This is a genomic window from Streptomyces malaysiense (genome assembly GCF_000980885.2).
In the GTDB taxonomy this organism is placed as follows: Bacteria; Actinomycetota; Actinomycetes; order Streptomycetales; family Streptomycetaceae; genus Streptomyces; species Streptomyces malaysiense.
In genome coordinates this window covers 13,254-32,556 of record NZ_LBDA02000012.1, presented here as the reverse complement: position 1 = coordinate 32,556, position 19,303 = coordinate 13,254, and the positions used below count along the sequence as shown (strand labels likewise).

18 protein-coding genes are annotated in these 19,303 nt (G+C 74.1%); 6 read left to right on the top strand and 12 right to left on the bottom strand.

All coding sequences use genetic code 11. The features are described from left to right. Window positions 1-335: 335 nt before the first annotated feature. Window positions 336-1,349 carry a trypsin-like serine peptidase gene (locus VT52_RS06025; RefSeq protein ID WP_053055477.1) on the top strand — a complete coding sequence of 338 codons (1,014 nt, stop codon included), beginning with the start codon at window positions 336-338 and terminating at the stop codon, window positions 1,347-1,349. Between the two features lie 343 nt (window positions 1,350-1,692). Here VT52_RS06025 and VT52_RS06020 read toward each other — a convergent pair whose 3' ends face one another. Next, the gene (locus tag VT52_RS06020) at window positions 1,693-2,280 is read right to left on the bottom strand and encodes a TetR family transcriptional regulator (protein ID WP_046420051.1); all 588 of its coding nucleotides are present in this window, start codon (window positions 2,278-2,280) and stop codon (window positions 1,693-1,695) included. 85 nt (window positions 2,281-2,365) lie between these two features. Between VT52_RS06020 and VT52_RS06015 the strand changes: the two genes are divergently transcribed. Next, complete coding sequence (locus VT52_RS06015; RefSeq protein ID WP_046420049.1) at window positions 2,366-3,295, top strand: SDR family oxidoreductase; 930 nt, start codon at window positions 2,366-2,368, stop codon at window positions 3,293-3,295. Window positions 3,296-3,404: 109 nt separating this feature from the next. Here the strand turns inward: VT52_RS06015 and rox are convergent, their stop codons facing one another. Then, window positions 3,405-4,838: a rifampin monooxygenase gene (gene rox / locus VT52_RS06010; RefSeq protein ID WP_046420046.1), complete on the bottom strand. Its 1,434-nt coding sequence runs from the start codon at window positions 4,836-4,838 to the stop codon at window positions 3,405-3,407. A 327-nt stretch (window positions 4,839-5,165) separates the two neighbouring features. On the opposite strand from rox, the gene VT52_RS06005 reads away from it, so the two are divergent. Beyond that, window positions 5,166-5,972 carry an SGNH/GDSL hydrolase family protein gene (locus VT52_RS06005; protein ID WP_079174863.1) on the top strand — a complete coding sequence of 269 codons (807 nt, stop codon included), beginning with the start codon at window positions 5,166-5,168 and terminating at the stop codon, window positions 5,970-5,972. Window positions 5,973-6,023: 51 nt separating this feature from the next. Here VT52_RS06005 and VT52_RS06000 read toward each other — a convergent pair whose 3' ends face one another. The 9 genes from VT52_RS06000 to VT52_RS05960 all read right to left on the bottom strand — a co-directional run bounded on the left by VT52_RS06000 (window position 6,024) and on the right by VT52_RS05960 (window position 14,306). Then, window positions 6,024-6,272 carry a hypothetical protein gene (locus VT52_RS06000; RefSeq protein ID WP_046420044.1) on the bottom strand — a complete coding sequence of 83 codons (249 nt, stop codon included), beginning with the start codon at window positions 6,270-6,272 and terminating at the stop codon, window positions 6,024-6,026. Continuing rightward, window positions 6,259-6,516 carry a DUF6400 family protein gene (locus VT52_RS05995; protein ID WP_046420041.1) on the bottom strand — a complete coding sequence of 86 codons (258 nt, stop codon included), beginning with the start codon at window positions 6,514-6,516 and terminating at the stop codon, window positions 6,259-6,261. Before VT52_RS05995 ends, VT52_RS06000 begins: the two co-directional genes overlap by 14 nt. A gap of 157 nt (window positions 6,517-6,673) precedes the next feature. Next, window positions 6,674-6,838 carry a 50S ribosomal protein L33 gene (gene rpmG, locus VT52_RS05990; RefSeq protein ID WP_046420039.1) on the bottom strand — a complete coding sequence of 55 codons (165 nt, stop codon included), beginning with the start codon at window positions 6,836-6,838 and terminating at the stop codon, window positions 6,674-6,676. A 143-nt stretch (window positions 6,839-6,981) separates the two neighbouring features. Then, a complete protein-coding gene (locus tag VT52_RS05985) occupies window positions 6,982-7,938 on the bottom strand; it encodes a hypothetical protein (RefSeq protein WP_046420037.1) in 957 nt (318 codons plus the stop codon). Between the two features lie 122 nt (window positions 7,939-8,060). After that, window positions 8,061-9,401, bottom strand: coding sequence for an FAD-dependent oxidoreductase (locus tag VT52_RS05980; protein ID WP_063888344.1), 1,341 nt, complete (start codon window positions 9,399-9,401; stop codon window positions 8,061-8,063). Window positions 9,402-9,480: 79 nt separating this feature from the next. Next, window positions 9,481-10,620: an XdhC family protein gene (locus VT52_RS05975; RefSeq protein WP_046420034.1), complete on the bottom strand. Its 1,140-nt coding sequence runs from the start codon at window positions 10,618-10,620 to the stop codon at window positions 9,481-9,483. Beyond that, the gene (locus VT52_RS05970) at window positions 10,613-12,748 is read right to left on the bottom strand and encodes a xanthine dehydrogenase family protein molybdopterin-binding subunit (protein ID WP_046420032.1); all 2,136 of its coding nucleotides are present in this window, start codon (window positions 12,746-12,748) and stop codon (window positions 10,613-10,615) included. Before VT52_RS05970 ends, VT52_RS05975 begins: the two co-directional genes overlap by 8 nt. Next, window positions 12,745-13,737 (bottom strand): FAD binding domain-containing protein, encoded by a 993-nt coding sequence (locus VT52_RS05965; protein WP_046420030.1) that lies wholly within the window; start codon window positions 13,735-13,737, stop codon window positions 12,745-12,747. The genes VT52_RS05970 and VT52_RS05965 overlap by 4 nt, the downstream gene beginning before the upstream one ends. Continuing rightward, window positions 13,734-14,306, bottom strand: coding sequence for a (2Fe-2S)-binding protein (locus VT52_RS05960; RefSeq protein WP_046420028.1), 573 nt, complete (start codon window positions 14,304-14,306; stop codon window positions 13,734-13,736). Before VT52_RS05960 ends, VT52_RS05965 begins: the two co-directional genes overlap by 4 nt. A gap of 285 nt (window positions 14,307-14,591) precedes the next feature. On the opposite strand from VT52_RS05960, the gene VT52_RS05955 reads away from it, so the two are divergent. The 3 genes from VT52_RS05955 (at window position 14,592) to VT52_RS05950 (ending at window position 16,795) form a co-directional block, all read left to right on the top strand. After that, window positions 14,592-15,161, top strand: coding sequence for a TetR/AcrR family transcriptional regulator (locus VT52_RS05955; RefSeq protein ID WP_046420026.1), 570 nt, complete (start codon window positions 14,592-14,594; stop codon window positions 15,159-15,161). 127 nt (window positions 15,162-15,288) lie between these two features. Beyond that, the gene (locus VT52_RS37470) at window positions 15,289-15,444 is read left to right on the top strand and encodes a DUF6131 family protein (RefSeq protein ID WP_086807291.1); all 156 of its coding nucleotides are present in this window, start codon (window positions 15,289-15,291) and stop codon (window positions 15,442-15,444) included. Between the two features lie 151 nt (window positions 15,445-15,595). Continuing rightward, the gene (locus VT52_RS05950) at window positions 15,596-16,795 is read left to right on the top strand and encodes a PP2C family protein-serine/threonine phosphatase (RefSeq protein ID WP_053055476.1); all 1,200 of its coding nucleotides are present in this window, start codon (window positions 15,596-15,598) and stop codon (window positions 16,793-16,795) included. Here VT52_RS05950 and VT52_RS05945 read toward each other — a convergent pair. Beyond that, window positions 16,792-19,296: a SpoIIE family protein phosphatase gene (locus VT52_RS05945; protein WP_046420023.1), complete on the bottom strand. Its 2,505-nt coding sequence runs from the start codon at window positions 19,294-19,296 to the stop codon at window positions 16,792-16,794. The genes VT52_RS05950 and VT52_RS05945 overlap by 4 nt on opposite strands. Window positions 19,297-19,303 lie beyond the last annotated feature (7 nt).

Below are 19,303 nucleotides of genomic sequence, written 5' to 3'. Positions count from 1 at the left end.
GGCCCTTGCTCGCCGAGCCCGCAAACATGCTGGTCAGTGCCCCCGAGGCGGGCTGTGACACTCACGTGCCACACAGATACACCTGTACAGAATGTACCCATTCAGGCGCTTCATAGCATTTGCATCTCGCGCGGTGCCGTCTCCGACGACGCCCCACCTGTCACCTCTGACGCCGCCCCATGTCGTCGGCCGGGCGGGGGCGGAGCGGGAAGCGGCCGACGAGGCGCCGCCGCGACGCGACCCGGCGGGGCCGCCGCCACCGCCACGCGTTCTTCCGCCGCTTCGGCCCCGGGCCTAGGGTGAGCCGTCATGTACCCGTGCCCCGGGAGGAACTGATGGTGCGTGGGATTCCGGGCTTGCGCCACCTCGCCGTCTGCGCCACCGCGCTGCTGCTGTCGGGCGGTCCGGCCGGGGCGGCTTCGGCCTCGCCGGTCCCGGCGACCCCGGCGGCCTCCGCGAAGGACACGGCGGCGGGGCCGAATCCGGTCGCCGCCCGGCTCGACGCCTACTGGACGGCGGCCCGCATGACGGCCGCCCTGCCCGCCGAGGGGGCGAAGGGTTCCGAGCCGGGCCCCGCGGCCTCTCCCGCGGTGGACGGCCCCCGGCCGGGCGAGTACATCCCGCCCAGCCGCAGCTTCGACGGCATCCCGCAGGCCGGCACCTTCTTCTGGACCGACGCCCGGGGCACCGGGCGCACCTGCAGCGGCTCCGTCGTCCGCAGCCCCGGGCACGACCTGGTCCTCAGCGCGGGCCACTGCCTGAAGGGCTACTCCGGCACCGCCCCGCAGCGCCGGCTGGCCTTCGTCCCCCAGTACCACGACGGGGTCAAGCCCTACGGGGTCTTCCCGGTCACGCCCGACGGGGTCTACGTGCCGCAGCAGTACTACGACCGGGGCGAACACGCGGGCGCCGCCTACGACTTCGGCTTCGCGGTGACGGAACCCGACCAGGACGGGACGTCGCTGCAGGACGCGGTCGGCGGGGTTCGGCTGCTCACGGGGACCGGGTACCGCCACGCGCCGGTACGGATGATCGGCTACCCGGCGGGCGCGGAGAAGCCGCTGGAGTGCTGGAGCCGGACCACGAGATGGGCCAGCGACGATCCGGCCGACCCGGGGACCTTCTCGCGCATCGCCTGCGACGCCTTCGTCGGCGGCACGAGCGGCGGCCCCATGCTCGTTCCGTGGGTCGACGGGTGGGCGGTCGTCGGCGTGATCGGCGGGTACCACACGGGCGGCAACACCCCGCAGGTCTCGTACAGCGCGTACTTCGGCTCCGCGACCCGCGCGCTGTACGGCGCGGCGGTCACCGGGGCGCCCCCCGCGGAGGCGGGCGGCGGGCAGGGGTGACACGGGGACGGGGGCCGGGAACGCGGGTGGCCGGGAGTGCCCGGCATCCGGCGTCCCCTACGGACACCCCGGGCAAAAAGGCCGGGGCCCACCCCGGCCGAGGGCGCCGGCGGGAGCGTACCGCGGGCCCGTGCCGGCCCTGATCGCGGGAAGCGGGCGCGTACCGGGCCGACCGACGCTCCACCCAGGGGTCGGACCGGGCCGGCTCCCCCTCGGTCCAGGGGCCGGACCGGGCGGGGAGGCGCGTGGCGCTCAAAGGCGCCGCCGTCGCGGCCGGGGCAGTGGCACGCGGGGCCGCACCGACCGGAGCCGCCCCGGCCGGTGGAGGGGTCCGCCCCGCCGGTCACACCTCACTCGCCGGGGCGTTCCCGCCCACGGCCACGGCCTTGAGTTCGGCGAGCGATTCCCGCGCCAATCGCCCCAGCGGACGTGCCTCGTCGCCGGTGATCCAGCGCTCGAAGGCCACCTTGAAGACGGCGACGCCGGTCTCGGCGGTGAGGGCGGCGGTCGTGGACGGGACGCCCCGGCCGCGGAGGGTCTCGGTGAGGGCGGCCGCCAGGGAGGCCAGTTTGATCAGTTCGCGTTCACGGAGTTCCGCGGTCGCCGAGATGACGGCCTGGCGCTTGCGCGCGAAGTCGCGCCGTTCCTCGAACACCGCGCAGATCGCGTCGAGGCCCGAAGCCAGCGCGTCGATCGGCGCGGCCGACGGCGGGGCGTCGGCGACCGCTCGCGCGAACAGCTGCTCGAATTCGATGGCGCCGGAGAACAGCACCTCGCGCTTGTCGGCGTAGTGCCGGAAGAAGGTGCGCTCGGTGAGTCCCGCGCTCTTGGCGATCTCCGCCACGGTGGTCCGCTCGAACCCACGCTCGCCGTAGAGGTCCAACGCCGCCTTCGCGAGGCGCTCACGAGTGTTCGGCTCCCATCTGCCCATGGCCCGAATCCTACGCGATGACAGCGACTGACATCAGTGCTAGCGTCGATGTCAGTAACTGACATCAACTGTCTGGGGATCTCTCATGCGCGTTTTCGTGACCGGGGCGTCCGGCTGGATCGGTTCGGCCGTCGTCCCTGAACTCATCGGGGCGGGTCATCAGGTCGTCGGCCTCGCCCGTTCCGACTCCTCCGCCGAGTCGCTGACCGCGGCCGGCGCCGAGGTCGTCCGGGGCGGCCTGGACGACCTGGACGTCCTGCGCGCCGCGGCCGCCGGTTCGGACGGGGTGATCCACCTCGCCTTCAAGCACGACGTGGCCTTCTCCGGCGGCTTCCAGAGCGCCGCGGAGGCCGACCGCAGGGCCGTGGACGTGCTCACCGACGCGCTCGCGGACAGCGACCGCCCCTTCGTGCTCGCCTCCGGACTGGCCGGGCTCAAGCCGGGGCAGGTGGCGACGGAGCAGGACATGCCGGTGACCGAGGGCGACTCACCGGTCCTGATCCGCGCCGTCACCGCGCAGGCCGTCCTCGCGTGCGCGCGGCGCGGCGTGCGCTCGTCCGTGGTGCGCCTCTCCCCCACCTGCCACGGCGACGGGGACAACGGCTTCATGACCTTCCTGATCGGCGTCGCGCGGGAAAAGGGCGTCTCCGGCTATCCCGGCACGGGCGCCAACCGCTGGTCGGCCGTCCACCGGCTGGACGCCGCGCGGCTGTTCCGGCTCGCGATCGAGAAGGCCCCCGCCGGCACGGTGCTGCACGGGGTTGCCGAGGAGGGCGTGCCGCTGCGCGAGATCGCCGAGGTGATCGGCCGTCGGCTGAAGCTGCCGACGGCGCCGGTGGGTGCCGAGGACCTGGCCGGGCACTTCGGCTGGATGAGCGGCTTCGTCGCCCTCGACGCCCCCGCCTCGAACGCCGCCACCCGCGCCCTGCTCGGCTGGGACCCGACCGGTCCGAGCCTCCTCGCCGACCTGGAGGAGGGCCACTACTTCCGGGCCGCCGAGGACGGCGCCGTCTGACACCGAGGCTCCCGGGCGTGCGAGTCCGTGCGGCCCGCGGCGCGCCCGGCACGGGTGCTCGGGCGCGGACACCGCCGCGCCCGAGCGCCCGTGGACGGCGCGGGCGCCGCTAGCGGGACGGAACGGGCGCGCCGAACCACCTCGGCAGCCGTTCGGCGAGGCCGGACGGGTCCTCGCCCGCCCAGGCCACGTGGCCGTCGGGCCGCAGGAGCACCGCGGGGACGTCCAGTTCGTCGCTGCCGTCGACGACATGGTCGATCCGGTCGGCCCAGCCGGTCACCGAGAGGCGGCCGGTACGGTCGAGCAGCAGGCCCCGGCCCCGGTGCAGCAGCTCGTACAGGCGCCCCTGCTTCAGCGGCATGTCCGGGAGACGGCGGCCGAGGAGTTCGGGGCCGTCGCCGAAGTCGTAGCGGATCCCGGTCGCGATGATCTTCTCGGTCAGACGGCGGTTCACCTCCTCGAAGTCCATCAGTTCCGACAGCAGGCGGCGCACCGCACGGGCTCCGGGTTCGAGGGAGACCAGTTCCATCTGGGCCCGGGTGTTGTCGAGCACGTCGGCGGCGACGGGATGGCGTTCGCGCTCGTAGGTGTCGAGCAGCCCCTCGGGCGCCCAGCCGGCGATCTCGGCGGCCAGTTTCCAGCCGAGGTTGAACGCGTCCTGGAGGCCGAGGTTGAGCCCCTGCCCGCCCATCGGCGGATGGACGTGGGCCGCGTCGCCCGCCAGCAGGACGCGGCCGACCCGGTAGCGCTCGGCCTGCCGGGTGCCGTCGCCGAAGCGGGAGAGCCAGCGGGGCGCGTGGATGCCGAAGTCGGTGCCGGCGACGGCCCGCAACCGGAGACGTACCTCGTCGAGGGTCGGCTGGGCCGTACGGTCCTCGGCGACGCCGTCGGCCGGTACGACGAAGCGGTACACCCCGTCGTCGAGGGGTCCGACGCCGAACCGCACCTGGGTGGCGCGGACCTCGGTCACCACGGCGTCCACCTCCTCGGGCGAGGCGGTCAGCCGTGCCTCGCCGAGCAGTGTGTCGGTCCGGGAGGGCTCGCCGGGGAAGGCGACGCCGAGCAGCTTGCGCACCGTACTGCGGCCGCCGTCGCAGCCGACGAGGTAGCGCGAGCGCAGCCGCGTGCCGTCGGCCAGTTCGACGCTCACGCCGTCCTCGTCCTGGCCCAGCCCGACCAGTTCAGCGCCCCGGCGGACCTCGGCGCCCAGCCGTGCGGCGTGCTCGGCCAGCAGGCGGTCGGTGACGGGCTGCGGGATGCCGAGGACATACCCGTGCGCGGTGTCCAGGCCCGTCGGCGACGGTTTGCGGATGCCGGCGAAGAAGCCGCCGAGCGGGTACTTCCTGCCCTGGGCCAGGAAGCGTTCCAGCAGGCCGCGCTGGTCCAGCACCTCGATGCTGCGCGCGTGCAGCCCGAGCGCCCGGACCACCCGGGTGGGCTCCGTCTCCTTCTCCAGCACGACGGTGCGCACGCCGTGCAGCCGCAGCTCGGCGGCCAGCATCAGCCCGGTCGGCCCGCCGCCCGTGATGATCACGTCGATCATGAAAGTCCCTCCCCCGCAAAGGCGTCCCACCTGCGGTTCGCCGTCCAGAGCGGAGATTGTGCGGCATCGGAGGGGCCTTGCCGCAAGGCCCCCCACCCGCTATAAGTTGAGAGTGGCAAGGAGTACGCACTCCTTGCCTTTCCCGTCTCCGCCCCCCGTCCGGGTGACGTCCTTCCGGGTGAACGCCGGCCCGGCGACGGCCCGACGGCACCGCGCTTCGACGCCTTCCGGCCCGAACCAGCCCCCGGGGGCGCACTGACTGAGCGGATTGTCAACATCGCGGAACGTGACCAGGCGGAGGTGTCAGGGGTCCGCGATAAACGGGGCATGAGACCGTTCCGCATCCAGTCCTGGGCCGCCGCCCTGTCCCTCGCGGGCGCCTGTGCCCTCACCGGTCCCGCCAGCGCACCGGCGGCGCCGAACCGCGCGGCCCTGGACTACGTGGCGCTCGGGGACTCCTACTCGGCCGGTGTCGGCGCCGGCGACTACCTCCCCGAGGGCGCGAGCTGCCTGCGCAGCAGCCGGGCGTACCCGGCGCTGTGGGCCTCGGCGCACGCCTCGTCGTTCTCCTTCGCCGCCTGCAACGGCGCCAAGACCGGGGACGTGCTGAACAAGCAGCTCGGCGCGCTGAGCGGCCGCACCAACCTGGTCAGCGTCACCGTCGGCGGCAGTGACGCGAGCTGGGCCAAGGTGATGGGGATCTGCGCGCTGCCCGGCACCACGGCGTGCCTCAACGCCATCGGCACCGCGCGCGCCTACGTCGACAGGACGCTGCCCGGCAATCTGGACCGGGTCTACTCGGCGATCAGGGGAAAGGCGCCGGGCGCCCGCGTCGTGGTGCTCGGCTATCCGCACTTCTACCAGCTCCACGGCACCTGCTCGCGGGGACTGGAGGACACCGAGCGGGCGGCGCTCAACGCGGCCATCGACCACCTCGACGGTGTGATCGCCGAGCACGCCACCGGTCACGGGTTCGCGTTCGCGGACGCCCGGACCGCGTTCAGCGGGCACGAGATCTGTTCCGCGGGTCCGTGGCTGCGCAGCGTCGAGGTGCTGGACCTCACCGAGTCGTACCACCCGAACGCCTCCGGGCAGGCCCTCGGCTACCTGCCCCTGTTCACGCGCGCCGCCTGAGACCGGGAGCCCCCGGCGAGCACGGCGCCGGCGGCGCCGGCGACACGAGCGTCAGCGGTCGTCCGGCGCCCGGTTCGGGCGTCCCCGGCTCGCGCCGAAGCCCGTCTCGTGGTCCCAGACGTGGGTGCAGGTCGGACACTGGAGGTGGAGCACGCTGCCGGTGTTCGAGAGCAGATACCGCCAGTGCCGGGCGCACCGGCGGCGTTCCCGGCAGGTGGCGCAGTCCTGGTGGTCCGAGCAGTTCGGGCAGGTCACCCAGGCACGGCGGCCGATGTCCGCCTGCGGATCAAGCGGTAGCACGGCCGTCTCCGCGCTGGGGCAGGACACCGGCGGCGACCAGCTCGTCGTAGACGCGCTGCTGCTCCTCGTCGAGGTCGGAGTAGAGCAGGTCCCGGGCCGCGTCCTCGTCCCGCAGCGCCTTGACGGGGTCCCACGTGGGGCCGACGGCGTCCATGACATGGGCGCGCCGGAGCATCTCGTGGGCGGTGAGGTCGACGGAGAACTCGACCGGCTGGACGGGCGGGGTGGGGTCATAAGCGGACATACATACGAACTTAGGTAGCCCTTCTCCGCTATCACAAGGGTGGGTGGGGGACATCACAACCGGGCCGGTCTCGGCCCGGACGGAGACCGGCCCGGTCCCGCCAGTGGCGGAACCGGGCCGGTCGATCACCGGAGGCGCCCGAGGCGCCCCCTGGGGCTCAGCGCTCCTCGCGGAACGCGACATGCCCCCCGGCGACCGGGTCGTACTTGCGCAGTACGAGTCGCTCGGGGTCGTTGAGACGGTTCTTTCGCGTCACGTAGGTGACGCCGGTCCCGGCCGTCGACTTCAGCCTGACGACGGGACGCGCGGTGCTGCGTGCCATGGGATGCCTTTCCGCCCGGCCGTCGCTCCCGCCCTTGGCGGGCTCTGTTCCGGGCATGCCGATCACCGCGTGGCAACAGGGGGCCCGCCCCGGATATTCCGGCACCGGGGAGCCCGCGCCGGCGGGCCCCGGGCGCCGCGCCGTCACAGGCCGACGGTGGCCCTGCGCTGCGCCTGGTCGTACTCGTCGAGGGCCTCGCCGCCGAGGTTCCAGGGCCAGGAGGTGACGATGCCGCCCAGGGCCTCGAACACGGGCGCGGCGTCGCGGCGGCGGTCGGCGGCCATCAGCGCGTAGGCGAGCAGGTTGAGGTCGGCGAGCGCCCTGGCGTGGCGCAGGAAACCCGGCTGGGGCCAGGTGTGGGCGACGCGGTCGAGGGCCTGCGCGGCCATGGCGTGGGACCAGTGGTTGCGGGCCACCAGGGCCTCGAATCCGCCGCGGCCGAGGACGGAGTGGTACTGGAGGACCTGGGCGGTGAGCTCGATGCCCGCGCAGGGGGCGTTCGCCGGCATGCGGGCGCACAGGGTGTCCACGAACTCCAGGACCTGGATGCGCGAGCCGCCCTCCTCGGGGCTGAGGTAGCCGAGCATGCCGAGGTAGGCCTCGCGGTTCCAGCGGTCGCGGGCGAGCACCTCGTTCCACACGCCGAACGCCTGTGGCTGCGCCCAGCGTTGGAGGCGGGCCACCGCCAGCAGGGCGACCCAGGGGGTGGGGTCGTCGGGGGCGATCTCGGCGGCCCGCAGACAGATGTCGGTGGCCTCGGAGGCGTCCTCCGGGCGGTCCCGGGCACGGGCGTCGCCGACCAGGGTCCACGCGTACAGCACCAGCGCGTCGGCGTTGCGCGGCTCGCGCGCGGCCCAGGAGCGCGGCAGGTGGGACGCCGTCAGGAAGTCCGCCAGGACGTCGACGCGGTGGGTGCGCCGGTCCCAGTCGCCCGGGTCCTGGTCGAGCAGGCGGGTGATCTGCGCCGCGCACAGGTCCGTCGTCGCGATCGTCCCCGTCCGGGTCGTCGCCCGCAGGGATTTGAGAAGTCTGCCCAGCTCCTGGTCGTCCAGCTCCGGGGCCAGACGCGTTCTCCTGCGGCGACTTGAAAGAAAAGCCATGGGGGGAGGCTAGGGGTGTTCGTCCCTTGCGCAAGGTCTGCGCCAAGATCGTTATGGATTACCCCGCTTACCCGCGGTTACCTGTCCGTCTGCTGGGAATTTCCTGTCCGCACGACACCTCGTCAGTAGGGTTCGCCGCCGCCAGGACGCCTCGTCCGGCCGCCCTCCGCCGGCCCTCGGGCGGCGCCGCGGACCGCCGCCGCGGGTGGCCGCTCGCGCAGGGCGCCGTACGCGATGAAGGAGGCGGGCAGCCTGCGCAACCACCGCGATCCGGCGAGCAGATGGGCGACGCGCCGGGCCCGGTCCGCGTCGCCCAGTGGCGGCCGGCCCTCCAGCACGGGCCGGACGAGGCGGGCGTGGGCCAGCCGCTGGAGAGCCTGGGTGGCGACCGTGGTGGGCCGGCGGCGGCGCTGCACCGCGCGCAGGTCGCGCTCGCTCACGGCGCCCCGGCGCAGTGGTCCGGCGAGATGGCGGGCGGCGGCCACGGCGTCCTGCACCGCGAGGTTGATGCCGATGCCGAAGACCGGGGACATGGCGTGGGCCGCGTCGCCGATGCACAGCAGTCCGGGGCGGTGCCAGCGGCGCAGCCGGTCCATGCGCACGTCCAGGAGCTTGACCTCGTCCCAGGAGCGCAGGGCGGCGGTGCGGTCCCCGAGCCAGGGCACGGCGGCGGCGAACTGGGCCCGGAACCGGGCGAGTCCGGCGGCGCGGCGGCTGCCGTCGGTGCCCTTGGGGATGAGCACGGCGCACTGCCAGTACTCGCCGCGGTCGATCAGTGCGGTGAGGAAGCGGTCGCCCGCGCGGCCGACCAGCCCGCTCGGGTCGTCCGCGCGGCGCGGCAGCCGGAACCACCAGGCGTCCATCGGGCAGCCGAAGGAGCGCGGTCCCAGTTCCCGGCGGGCGCGGGCGAGGGAGCCGCGGCCGTCGCAGGCGACGGTGAGCCCGGCGCGCAGTTCGCCGGTGCGGCCGTCGGCGGTGCGGTAGCGAACCCCGGTCACCCGCCCCTCCTCGGTCAGGAAGCCGGTGGCCTCCGTGTTCATCCGCAGCCGGAAGGAGGGCTCACGGCGGGCCTCGTCGGCGAGCAGGTCCAGGAGGTCCCACTGGGGCACCATGGCCACGTAGTCGTAGGGGCCACGCAGCACCGACAGGTCCGCGACGGTGACCTCGGGGCGGCCGGGGTCGACGGGCAGCCGCACGGTGCGCACCCGGCGCTGCGGCAGCCGGGCGAACCGCTCGGCCAGACCCAGTTCGTCCAGCAGTGCCAGGGTGGAGGGGTGGACGGTGTCGCCGCGGAAGTCGCGCAAGAAGTCGGCGTGTTTCTCCAGCACCGTCACCTCGACGCCGGACCGGGCCAGCAGCAGGGCGAGCACCATGCCCGCGGGGCCGCCGCCCACCACGCAGCACGTGGTCCGCTCGACGGCGTCGCCCGTGTTTCCCGCGCCCACCGTGTCCACCGTGTCCATCACGGCCCTGCCCTTCGCCGGAGCAGCAATTCATCGGACAGTGAATATCTCTGCTCCACTGTACCCGCCGCCTCCCTTCTCACACGCCGGCCGCCACGGCGGGCGGCCGGTCCCGGTGGATCGGTGCCCGGCCGCCGGTCAGGGGCGCGCCGGTGCCGCCCCGCCGGGCGGCGACGATCTCCGCCGCGATGGACAGGGCGGTCTCCTCGGGTGTGCGGGCGCCCAGGTCGAGGCCGATCGGCGAGCGCAGCCGGGCCAGCCGGCTTTCGCTCACGCCCTCCGCGCGCAGCCGTCGCGTCCGGTCCGCGTGCGTGCGCCGGGAACCCATCGCCCCGACGAACGCCAGCGGCATGCCGAGGGCCACCTTGAGCAGCGGTACGTCGAACTTCGCGTCGTGGGTGAGCACGCAGAGCACGGTCCGCGCGTCGGTCGCGGTGCGCCGCAGATAGCGGTGCGGCCAGTCGACCACCACCTCGTCGGCGTCGGGGAAGCGGGCCGAAGTGGCGAAGACGGGGCGGGCGTCGCAGACGGTCACATGGTGGCCGAGGAACTTGCCGGCCCGCGCCAGCGCCGCGGCGAAGTCCACCGCACCGAAGATGATCATGCGCGGGGGCGGCACGTCGGACTCGACCAGCAGGGTGAGCCCGCCGGGACAGCGGGAGCCGTCCGCGGAGATCTCCACCGTGCCGGTGCGGCCCGCCTCCAGCAGCGCGCTCGCCTCGGCCGCCGCCGTGCGGTCGAGGTCCGCGGGGCCGCCGAGCGTTCCCTCGTGGGCGCCGTCCGGCCGCACCAGCAGGGCCCGGCCCAGCAGGTCTTCCGGACCGCGGGCGACCCGGACGAGGGCCGTCGGACCGCCCTCGGCGGCGAGCGCGAGGGCCGCGGCGAGGACCGGCCGGGCGGGCGCCCGGGCGCCCACCGCGGTGACCAGGACGTCGATCACCCCGCCGCAGGTCAGCCCCACGGCGAAGGCGTCCTCGTCGCTGTACCCGAACCGCTCGACGACGCTCCGGCCGCTCTCCAGTGCCTCCTGGCACAGGTCGTAGACCGCGCCCTCCACGCAGCCGCCGGAGACCGAGCCGATGACGGTGCCCGCACGGTCGACCGCGAGGGCGGCACCGGGATCGCGCGGGGCGCTGCCGCCGACGGACACCACGGTGGCGACGGCGAACTCCCGCCCCTCGGCCAGCCATCGGGTCAGCTCCGCGGCCAGGTCAAGCATCCGGCGCCCCCGCGGTCAGGACGCGGTCCGGGCTGATCGGCAGATCGCGGTGGCGGGCGCCGGTCGCGTGCCAGACGGCGTTGGCGACGGCGGCCGCCGCGCCCACGATGCCGATCTCGCCGATGCCCTTGATGCCGACCGGGTCGTCCGGGTCCGGGTCGTCGATCCAGTCGGCCTCGATCCGCGGGACGTCCGCGTGGGTCGCGACGTGGTACCCGGCCAGATCCGCGCCGACCAGGCCGCCCGAGGCGCGGTCACGCAGCGCCTCCTCGTGCAGGGCCATGGAGATGCCCCAGGTCATGCCGCCGAGGAACTGGTTGCGCGCGGTGAGCGGGTTGATGATCCGGCCCGCCGCGAAGATCCCGAGCATCCTGCGCACCCGCACCTCGCCGGTGGTGACGTCCACGGCCACCTCGGCGAACTGGGCGCCGAAGGAGTGCCGTTCGGCGGCGGCGAGCGCGCCGATGGCCGCGGTGGTGTCCGAGCGGACGGTGATGCCCTCGGCCGGGATGCCGGTGCCGAGGGCGAGCCGCTCGCGCAGTTCCTCGGCCGCGGCCTTGACCGCCCAGGACCAGGAGCGGGTACCCATGGAGCCGCCGGCGATCATCGCCGGTCCGAAGGCGCTGTCGCCGATGCGGACCCGGACCCGCTCGGGCGCCACGCCCAGCGCGTCCGCGGCGACCAGGGTGAGGGCCGTACGGGCCCCGGTGCCGATGTCGGCGGCGGCGATCCGGACGGTGAAGCCGCCGTCCGGGTGGGCGGTCGCGGTCGCCGTGGAGGGGGCCGCGCCCGCCTGGAAGGAGGCCGCGGCGGTGCCGGTGCCCAGCAGCCAGCGGCCGTCGCGGCGGACCGCCGGGCGCGGATCGCGGCCGGCCCAGCCGAACCTGCGGGCGCCCTCCCGGAAACAGTCGGCCAGCCGCCGGCCCGCGAACGGCAGCCCCGAGACCGGCCCCCGTTCGGCGTCGTTGCGCAGCCGCAGTTCGATCGGGTCCAGTCCGCAGGCCGCGGCGAGCTCGTCCAGCGCGGACTCCAGCGCGAACGAGCCCGGCGCCTCGCCCGGGGCGCGCATGAAGGTCGGGCTCGGCACGTCGAGCCGCACCACGCGGTTCTCGGTGCGGTGGGCGTCGGCGTCGTACATCACCCGTGCCACCCCGGCACTCGGCTCCACGAACTCGTAGACGGTGGAGGTGTGGCTGAGGGAGCGGTGTTCCAGGGCGCGCAGCCGTCCCCCGGCGTCGGCGCCGAGCCTGATCCGCTGGACCGTGGGGCTGCGGTGGCCGGCCAGCGTGAACATCTGACGGCGGGTCATGACCACGCGCACCGGGCGCCCCAGTACGCTCGCGGCCATCGCGGCGGCCACCTGATGAGCCCGCACGCCCTTGCTGCCGAAGCCGCCGCCGACGTGTTCGGAGCGCACGCGTACGGCGGCCGGATCGAGCGAGAAGAGGTTGGCGAGGTCGCCCCCGACCCAGGTGGCGCCCTGGTTGGAGTCGACCACCTCCAGGCGGCCGTCGTCCCACAGGGCGGCGGCCGCGTGCGGCTCCATCGGGTTGTGGTGCTCTTCGGGGGTGGTGTAAGTGGCGTCCAGCACCACGGCGGAGGCGGCGAGTTCGTCCTCGATGTCGCCCTTCTCCGTCAGCGCCGGCATGAAGCCGTCCAGCGGATAGCTGTCGGGGGTGTCCGCGCCGAAGTCGGTCGCGTGCGGCTCCGGTTCGTAGTGCACCACGAGCGACTCGGCCGCCTCCCGGGCCTGTTCGGAGGTCTCGGCCACGACGAGCGCCACCGGCCAGCCCAGGTGCGGCACCCGGTCGTGCTGGAAGACGGCGCAGGTCGGGTCGGGCCGCTGACCGAGCAGGCTGACGAAGTCGGTGTTCAGGCGCGGCGCGTTGCGGTGGTCGAGCACGGCGAGGACGCCGGGCATGGCGAGCACCGCGTCGGTGTCGAGGGCGCTGATACGGCCGCGGGCGACCGTGGAGAGGGTCAGCCAGCCGTGGGCGAGGCCGGCGAAGGGGATCTCGCCCGCGTAGCGGGCGGCGCCCGTGACCTTCTCCACGCCCTCCACGCGGGTGCGGGCGGTGCCGACGGACGGCGTGCGGGTGCTCGTGCCGGTGGCGGTGACGGTGGTCATCGGGCGGCCTCCTCGGCGAGTTCGGTGAGCACGGCCACGACGAGGTTGCGCATCAGGGTCACCTTGTATCCGTTGTGCGGCAGCGGCCGGGCGGCGGCCAGTTCGGCCTCGGCGGCGGCGGCGTAGGTCTCGGGTGCGGCCGGCGCCCCGGTCAGCACCTCTTCGGCGGTCCGGGCCCGCCAGGGCCGGGAGGCGACCGCGCCGAGGGCCAGCCGCGCCTCGTGCACGGCACCGTCCCTGATGTCGAGCGCGGCCGCGAGGGAGCCGATGGCGAACGCGTACGAGGCGCGCTCGCGCACCTTGCGGTAGCGGGAGCGGGCGGCGACCGGCGCGGGCGGCAGGACGACGCCGGTGATCAGCGCACCGGCCGGCAGGGAGGTCTCCAGGTGCGGGGTCTCGCCGACCGGCGGGTAGAAGTCCGCGAGCGGCAGCTCCCCCGGCCCGTCGGCGGTCTCGTAGTGGACGACCGCGTCGAAGGCGGCGAGCGGGACGGCCATGTCCGAGGGGTGTACGGCCACGCAGTGCTCGGAGGCACCGAGGATCGCGTGGTTGTGGTGCTCGCCCTCGACGGCCGGGCAGCCGCTGCCCGGGATCCGCTTGTTGCAGGGCCGGGTGACATCGGCGAAGTAGCCGCAGCGGGTGCGCTGGAGCAGGTTCCCGCCGACCGTGGCCATGTTGCGCAGCTGCCCGGAGGCACCGGCCAGCACGGCCTGGGCCAGCGCCGGGTAGCGCCGGCGCACCTCGGGATGGGCGGCGAGGTCGGCGTTGGTGACGGTGGCGCCGATGCGCAGGCCGCCGTCCGGCGCCGGCTCGATCCGGTCGAGCGGGAGTTCGCGGATGTCGACCAGCCGGGCCGGGCGTTCGACGCCGGTCTTCATCAGGTCCACGAGGTTGGTGCCGCCGCCGAGGTAGCGGGTGTCCGGGTCGGCGCCGAGCAGCGCGACCGCGCCCGCGACGTCGGTGGCCCGCCGGTAGTCGAACTCCCTCATGCCACGACCTCCTCGGACCCGGTCGCGGCACCCGTGCGCCCGCCGTCCGCGGCCGCCCTGGCCACGGCCTCGACGATGGCGACGTAGGCGCCGCACCGGCACAGGTTCCCGCTCATGCGCTCCCGGATCTCCTCCTCGGTCAGCGGAGGCGGTCCCGCCTCCGGCCGGATGTCGTCGGTGACGGCGCTCGGCAGGCCCTCGGCGTGCTCCCGCAGCGCCCCGATCGCGGAGCAGATCTGCCCCGGGGTGCAGTAACCGCACTGGTAGCCGTCGAGTTCGAGGAACGCCCGCTGCACGGGGTGCAGCCGGTCCCCCTCGGCGACGCCTTCGATCGTGGTGATCTCCCGCCCCTCGGCCGCCACGGCCAGTTGCAGGCAGGAGACCGTCCTGCGCCCGTCCAGCAGGACGGTGCAGGCCCCGCACTGCCCTTGATCACAGCCTTTCTTGGTGCCGGTCAGGGTGAGGCGTTCACGCAGTGCGTCGAGCAAAGTGGTGCGGTGGTCGACGGGCAGTGTGAACTTCTCGCCGTTGATGTGCAGGGTGATGACACTGGACGTCGAGGAGGCCATGGCAGCTTCTTTCGCATTTCCAGGAACACGGGGTGTGCGGAGCCGATGCAGCGGAGCTTCGGCATGCGGTGCGGCGACACGCGGAGCCGGTGCGGATCGCCGCGGGCGGGCCGATGCGGCCCGCCCGCGGCGGGGCGACGGCCCGAGGGCTGCCGCGGTGACGGTTCCGCGGCTATCGTGGAGTCAACCGGACAACTGTCCGTTACTTCGGAAACGTAACGGACAACTGTCCGCTTAGCAAGGGCGAGGTTCGGCCACGACCCTCGGGGAGGACGAGTACCGCACATGAAGGACTCATCACGGCGCTCGGACGCCCAGCGCAACCGGGAGCGCATCCTGGAGGTGGCCCTCGCCGAGCTGTCGCGCTGCCCGGACGTCCCGCTGAGCGCCATCGCCCGCGAGGCCTGCGTCGGCCAGGGGACCTTCTACCGCAACTTCCCCAACCGCGAGGCGCTGGTCCTGGAGGTCTACCGCCACGAGATGGGACAGGTCGCGGACAGCGCGGCGCGGTTGCTGGACACCCGGCCGCCCGAGCAGGCCCTGCGCGCCTGGATGGACCGGCTCTCCGAGTTCGCCATGGCCAAGGCCGGTCTGGCCGACGCGATCCGGCAGGTCACCGGCGCACCGGGCGGGCCGGCCAAGCCCGCGCACACCCCGGTGACCGACGCGGCCGCGCTGCTGCTGCGGGCCAACGAGGAGGCCGGCACCATCCGGCCCGGGATCACCGCGGACGACTTCCTGCTCGCCATCGCGGGCCTCTGGCAGCTCGACCCCCGCGAGGACTGGCGGCCGCGCGCCACCCGGCTCCTGGACCTGGTGATGGACGGCCTGCGCCGGGGTGCGCCCGGGGGCTGAACGGCGGCGGGTCCCGCGAGGACAGCTTCCCGGAAGACATCCGGACAGAATTTCGCATCCCGGATGATGACTCGGCGCACTTCGGGGCACCCGCTTGCCAGGAACATTCGTCGACAGGAGGCGGGTCATGATCGCCCTCGGCATCATCTTGCTCATCGTCGGATTCCTCACCGGGATATCCATTCTGTGGACCATCGGGATCATCCTCCTGGTGGTCGGCGCGGTGCTGTGGATCCTCGGCTCGATGGGACACGCGGTCGCCGGCCGCCGGCACTACTGGTGAACCGTTCCCCCGGCCGGGCGCCCCGGTTCCCCACCGGGGCCCGTTGGCCCCCTGGGACCGGAACATGCCGCTGAGTGGAGCAATGACCGGTGCGGCGTGGACCCGCGCACCAGGCTGGACACTTGTCGAGCCCGTGTGACAGGAGTCCTGTGTGCGAAGTCCACGTCGCCAGCCGGAGGTCGGTGCCGCCACGCGGACCGGAGCGCCGGCGCCTCCGGGCTGGATGCGCTGGCTCCCGGTGTTCTACGTCGCGGCCGTGCTGGTCCTCGAACCGATCACGCCCGTCGACTGGCCCGTGAGCTTCCTGCTGGTCGCCCTGCCGTTGGTGACCGCGTTCGCGCACGGGCCCCGCACCGTCGCGGGCGCCACGGTGTTCGCCGTCTTCATGGAGGGGATCCTGGCCGGCACGCCGTGCTGCGCGGGCCGTCCGGTCGGCTACCTGTGGGACCGCCACTACGTCGCCGACTACGTCTGCACGGCCCTGGTGGGCGCGCTCGGCACGATCCTCTCCGCGCACCGCATCCACCGTGAACGCACCCTGGCCGACGTACGGTTCGTCGCCGACATCGCGCAGCGGGTGCTGCTGCGGCCGCTTCCGCAGCGGATCGGCAATCTCCTCCTGGAGAGCCTCTACCTGTCCGCCGCCGCGGAGGCGCGCATCGGCGGCGACCTCTACGAGGCCGTCCCCACCGCGTTCGGGGTACGGCTGCTCATCGGCGACGTACGCGGCAAGGGACTGCTCGCGGTGGAGACGGCCGCGGCGCTGCTCGGCGCCTTCCGTGAGGCCGCGCACGACGAGCCCGACCTCGCCGCCCTGGCCCTGCGCATGGAGCGCAGCATGACGCGCCGGGCCGAGCACCTCGGCGGCAGCGAGATCGGCGAGCGGTTCGTGACCGCGGTCTTCGCCGAGATCCCGGCCGACGGGCGGGTCGTCCGGGTCGTCAACTGCGGTCATCCGCCGCCGCTGCTGATCCGCGCCGACGAGGTGCGGGAGCTGGACAACGGGTGTTCGGGCCCCCCGCTCAACCTCGGCGTGCTGCTCCCGGATCCGCACCACGTCGACAGCTACCCCTTCGCGCCCGGCGAGCAGTTGCTGCTGTACACGGACGGCGTGACCGAGACCAGGGACGCGTCCGGCACCTTCTACCCCCTGATGCGGCGCCTGCGCTCCTTCGGCCCGCTGCCCCCGCACGAACTGCTGGAACGGCTGCACCACGATCTGCTGGACTACAGCGGCGACAACCTCCAGGACGACACCGCGGCGCTCGCGGCGTGCCTGCTCGCGGACGACGGGATCCGCGCCGCGGACGAGCCGCACCTGTCCCAGCCGGGCCATCCGTCCCCTGGCTAGGCGCTCTCCCCCTCACCGGGGACCGGGGGGGCCGGGTGGACGGCGGGAATCTTCTGCTCGGCCCAGATGATCTTTCCCTCGCCGGTGTAGCGGACGCCCCAGCGCAGCGACATCTGGGCGACGAGGAACAGTCCGCGACCGCCCTCGTCGGTGCTGCGGGCGTGCCTGAGGCGGGGCGCGGTGCTGCTGGCGTCGGCGACCTCGCAGGTCAGCCGGGCATCGCGGAGGAGCCGTACCCGGATGGGCGGGGCGGCGTAGCGGATCGCGTTGGTGACCAGCTCGCTCACCAGGAGTTCCGTCGTCATGGCCAGCTCCCCGAGGCCCCACTCCGTGACCTGGCGGGCGGCCAGCGCGCGGATCTCGCCGACGGCGGCCGGGTCGTCGGGGACGTCCCAGGAGACCGCGTGGCCGGCGCCGAGGGTGCGGGTGCGGGTCAGCAGGAGCGCGATGTCGTCGGGCTGCGGCCCGGGGACCAGGTCGCGCACGGCGGCGGCGCAGAGTCTCTCCAGATCCGGCTCGGGGCGGGCGAGGACCTCGGCGAGCCGGGTCATACCGCGCTCCACGTCGTCGCGGGCCTGGATGAGACCGTTGGTGAACAGGCCGAACAGGCTGTGCTCGGCCAGCTCGACCTCGGTGGCCTCGAAGGCCATGCCGCCAAGGCCCAGCGGGGGGCCGACGGGGATCTCCGGGAAGTAGGCGGGCCCGTCCGGGGGGACGATCACGGGCGGCGGGTGTCCGGCGCGCGCCATGGCGCACCGCCGGGTGACGGGGTCGTACACCGCGTAGAGGCAGGTCGCGCCGGTGAGGGCGGCCGCGCCCCGCACGTCGGCTCCGGAGACGGACTCCTCGCCGCCCAGCCGCAGGACGAGGTCGTCCAGGTGGGCGAGGAGCTCGTCCGGGGGCAGTTCCATGTCGGCGAGCGTCTGTACGGCGGTGCGCAGCCGCCCCATGCTCGCGGCGGCGCTGATGCCGTGGCCCACCACGTCGCCGACGACGAGCCCGACCCGCGCCCCGGACAGCGGGATCACGTCGAACCAGTCGCCGCCGACCCCGCCGGCCGAGTCGGCCGGGAGGTAGGAGGAGGCCACGTCCAGCGCGCTGCCGCCGGTCAGTGCCGGGGGCAGCAGGCTGCGCTGGAGAGTGAGGGCGGCCGTGTGCTCCCTGGTGTAGCGGCGGGCGTTGTCCAGGCAGACCGCCGCCCGCGCCACGAGTTCCCGGGCCAGCAGTACGTCGTCGGAGCCGAAGGGCGCCGGCTCGGTCGTGCGGGCGAAGGTGGCGAGGCCGAGCGCGGCGTTGCGGGCCCGTACGGGGACGGAGATCAGCGAGTGCATGCCGAACTCGCGGATGCGGTCGGCGCGCAGCGGCTCGGCGGCGACCCAGGGGCCCTGGTCCGCGTCCAGGACCGGGACGAACAGCGGGTCGCCCTTGATGAGGGTCTTGGCGTCGTAGGGCGGGCCGAGGAACCCGACCCGGTCGCCGACCCGGAAGACGGCCTCGGGGCAGCCCTCGCGCACCGAGCGCAGGGCGGCGCGGCGCAGTGCGGGCCTGGCCGGCGCGGACCCGGCGTCGTCGAGCAGCGCCTCCTGCGTCTCGTCGCCGAGCACGGGTTCGAGCAGGTCCACGGCCACGAAGTCGGCGAAGCGCGGGACGACGAAGTCGGCCAGTTCCTCGGCCGTGCGCAGCACGTCGAGGGTGGTGCCGATGCTGGTGCCGGCCTCGTTGACCATCGACAGGATCCGGCGTGCGACCCAGCGTTCGGTCACGTCCAGGACCATGTAGCAGATGCCGGTGACGGTGTCGTCGGCGTCCGCCAGGGGGAAGAACGACGCCGAGTAGGCGTGCCTGCGGTGCGGGTCGGCCCAGCTCCAGCCGTCGTACTCGTAGTCGGTGACGGGCACGCCGCTGGCCAGCACCTTGCGCATCAGCTTTTCCAGTGCCTCGCCCTGCAGGCCCGGCAGCAGTTCGCTCAGCCGCCGGCCGAGCCGCTCCTCCTGGGGCACCCCGCCGAGCTGTTCCAGGCTGCCGTTCAGCCACACGTAGCGCAGGTCGCGGTCCAGTACGGCCATGCCGACCGGTGAGCGGGCGAGGAATCCGTCGAGGACGGACTGGGCCACCGTCCACCGCCCGCGCTCCTCGCGCGCCGACAGCAGGAAGCAGTCCCGCCCGGCCATGCGGAAGGCGGCCGAGACCCGCAGCAGGACCTCCAGCGGACGGCCGTCGCGGTGCCGCACCCGGATCGTGCCGCTCCAGCCGTTTCCGGCGCCGCAGCGTTCCGCGACGCCGGCGATCCGGGCGGGGTCCTCGGGCTCGGCGAGCAGGCGTCCGGCCATGACGCCGGCCATCTCCGCCGCGGAGTAGCCGAGCAGCGCCTCGGCACCGCGGGTCCAGCCCACCACCGCGCCGTCCCGCGCGATCACCGCGACCGCGTCCGTGGACGCGTCGAAGAGGTCCGCCGACCCCATGGACGTGGCTGCGGTGCCGCTCTTGCGCGCTGGTTCCATCAGTCTC

What these genes read in the sequence shown, in the direction of transcription:
- VT52_RS06025 (WP_053055477.1), top strand. Translation starts at nt 336, where the DNA reads ATGGTGCGTGGGATTCCGGGCTTGCGCCACCTCGCCGTCTGCGCCACC.
- VT52_RS06020 (WP_046420051.1), bottom strand. Translation starts at nt 2,280, where the DNA reads ATGGGCAGATGGGAGCCGAACACTCGTGAGCGCCTCGCGAAGGCGGCG.
- VT52_RS06015 (WP_046420049.1), top strand. Translation starts at nt 2,366, where the DNA reads ATGCGCGTTTTCGTGACCGGGGCGTCCGGCTGGATCGGTTCGGCCGTC.
- rox (WP_046420046.1), bottom strand. Translation starts at nt 4,838, where the DNA reads ATGATCGACGTGATCATCACGGGCGGCGGGCCGACCGGGCTGATGCTG.
- VT52_RS06005 (WP_079174863.1), top strand. Translation starts at nt 5,166, where the DNA reads ATGAGACCGTTCCGCATCCAGTCCTGGGCCGCCGCCCTGTCCCTCGCG.
- VT52_RS05995 (WP_046420041.1), bottom strand. Translation starts at nt 6,516, where the DNA reads ATGTCCGCTTATGACCCCACCCCGCCCGTCCAGCCGGTCGAGTTCTCC.
- rpmG (WP_046420039.1), bottom strand. Translation starts at nt 6,838, where the DNA reads ATGGCACGCAGCACCGCGCGTCCCGTCGTCAGGCTGAAGTCGACGGCC.
- VT52_RS05985 (WP_046420037.1), bottom strand. Translation starts at nt 7,938, where the DNA reads ATGGCTTTTCTTTCAAGTCGCCGCAGGAGAACGCGTCTGGCCCCGGAG.
- VT52_RS05980 (WP_063888344.1), bottom strand. Translation starts at nt 9,401, where the DNA reads ATGGACACGGTGGACACGGTGGGCGCGGGAAACACGGGCGACGCCGTC.
- VT52_RS05975 (WP_046420034.1), bottom strand. Translation starts at nt 10,620, where the DNA reads ATGCTTGACCTGGCCGCGGAGCTGACCCGATGGCTGGCCGAGGGGCGG.
- VT52_RS05970 (WP_046420032.1), bottom strand. Translation starts at nt 12,748, where the DNA reads ATGACCACCGTCACCGCCACCGGCACGAGCACCCGCACGCCGTCCGTC.
- VT52_RS05965 (WP_046420030.1), bottom strand. Translation starts at nt 13,737, where the DNA reads ATGAGGGAGTTCGACTACCGGCGGGCCACCGACGTCGCGGGCGCGGTC.
- VT52_RS05960 (WP_046420028.1), bottom strand. Translation starts at nt 14,306, where the DNA reads ATGGCCTCCTCGACGTCCAGTGTCATCACCCTGCACATCAACGGCGAG.
- VT52_RS05955 (WP_046420026.1), top strand. Translation starts at nt 14,592, where the DNA reads ATGAAGGACTCATCACGGCGCTCGGACGCCCAGCGCAACCGGGAGCGC.
- VT52_RS37470 (WP_086807291.1), top strand. Translation starts at nt 15,289, where the DNA reads ATGATCGCCCTCGGCATCATCTTGCTCATCGTCGGATTCCTCACCGGG.
- VT52_RS05945 (WP_046420023.1), bottom strand. Translation starts at nt 19,296, where the DNA reads ATGGAACCAGCGCGCAAGAGCGGCACCGCAGCCACGTCCATGGGGTCG.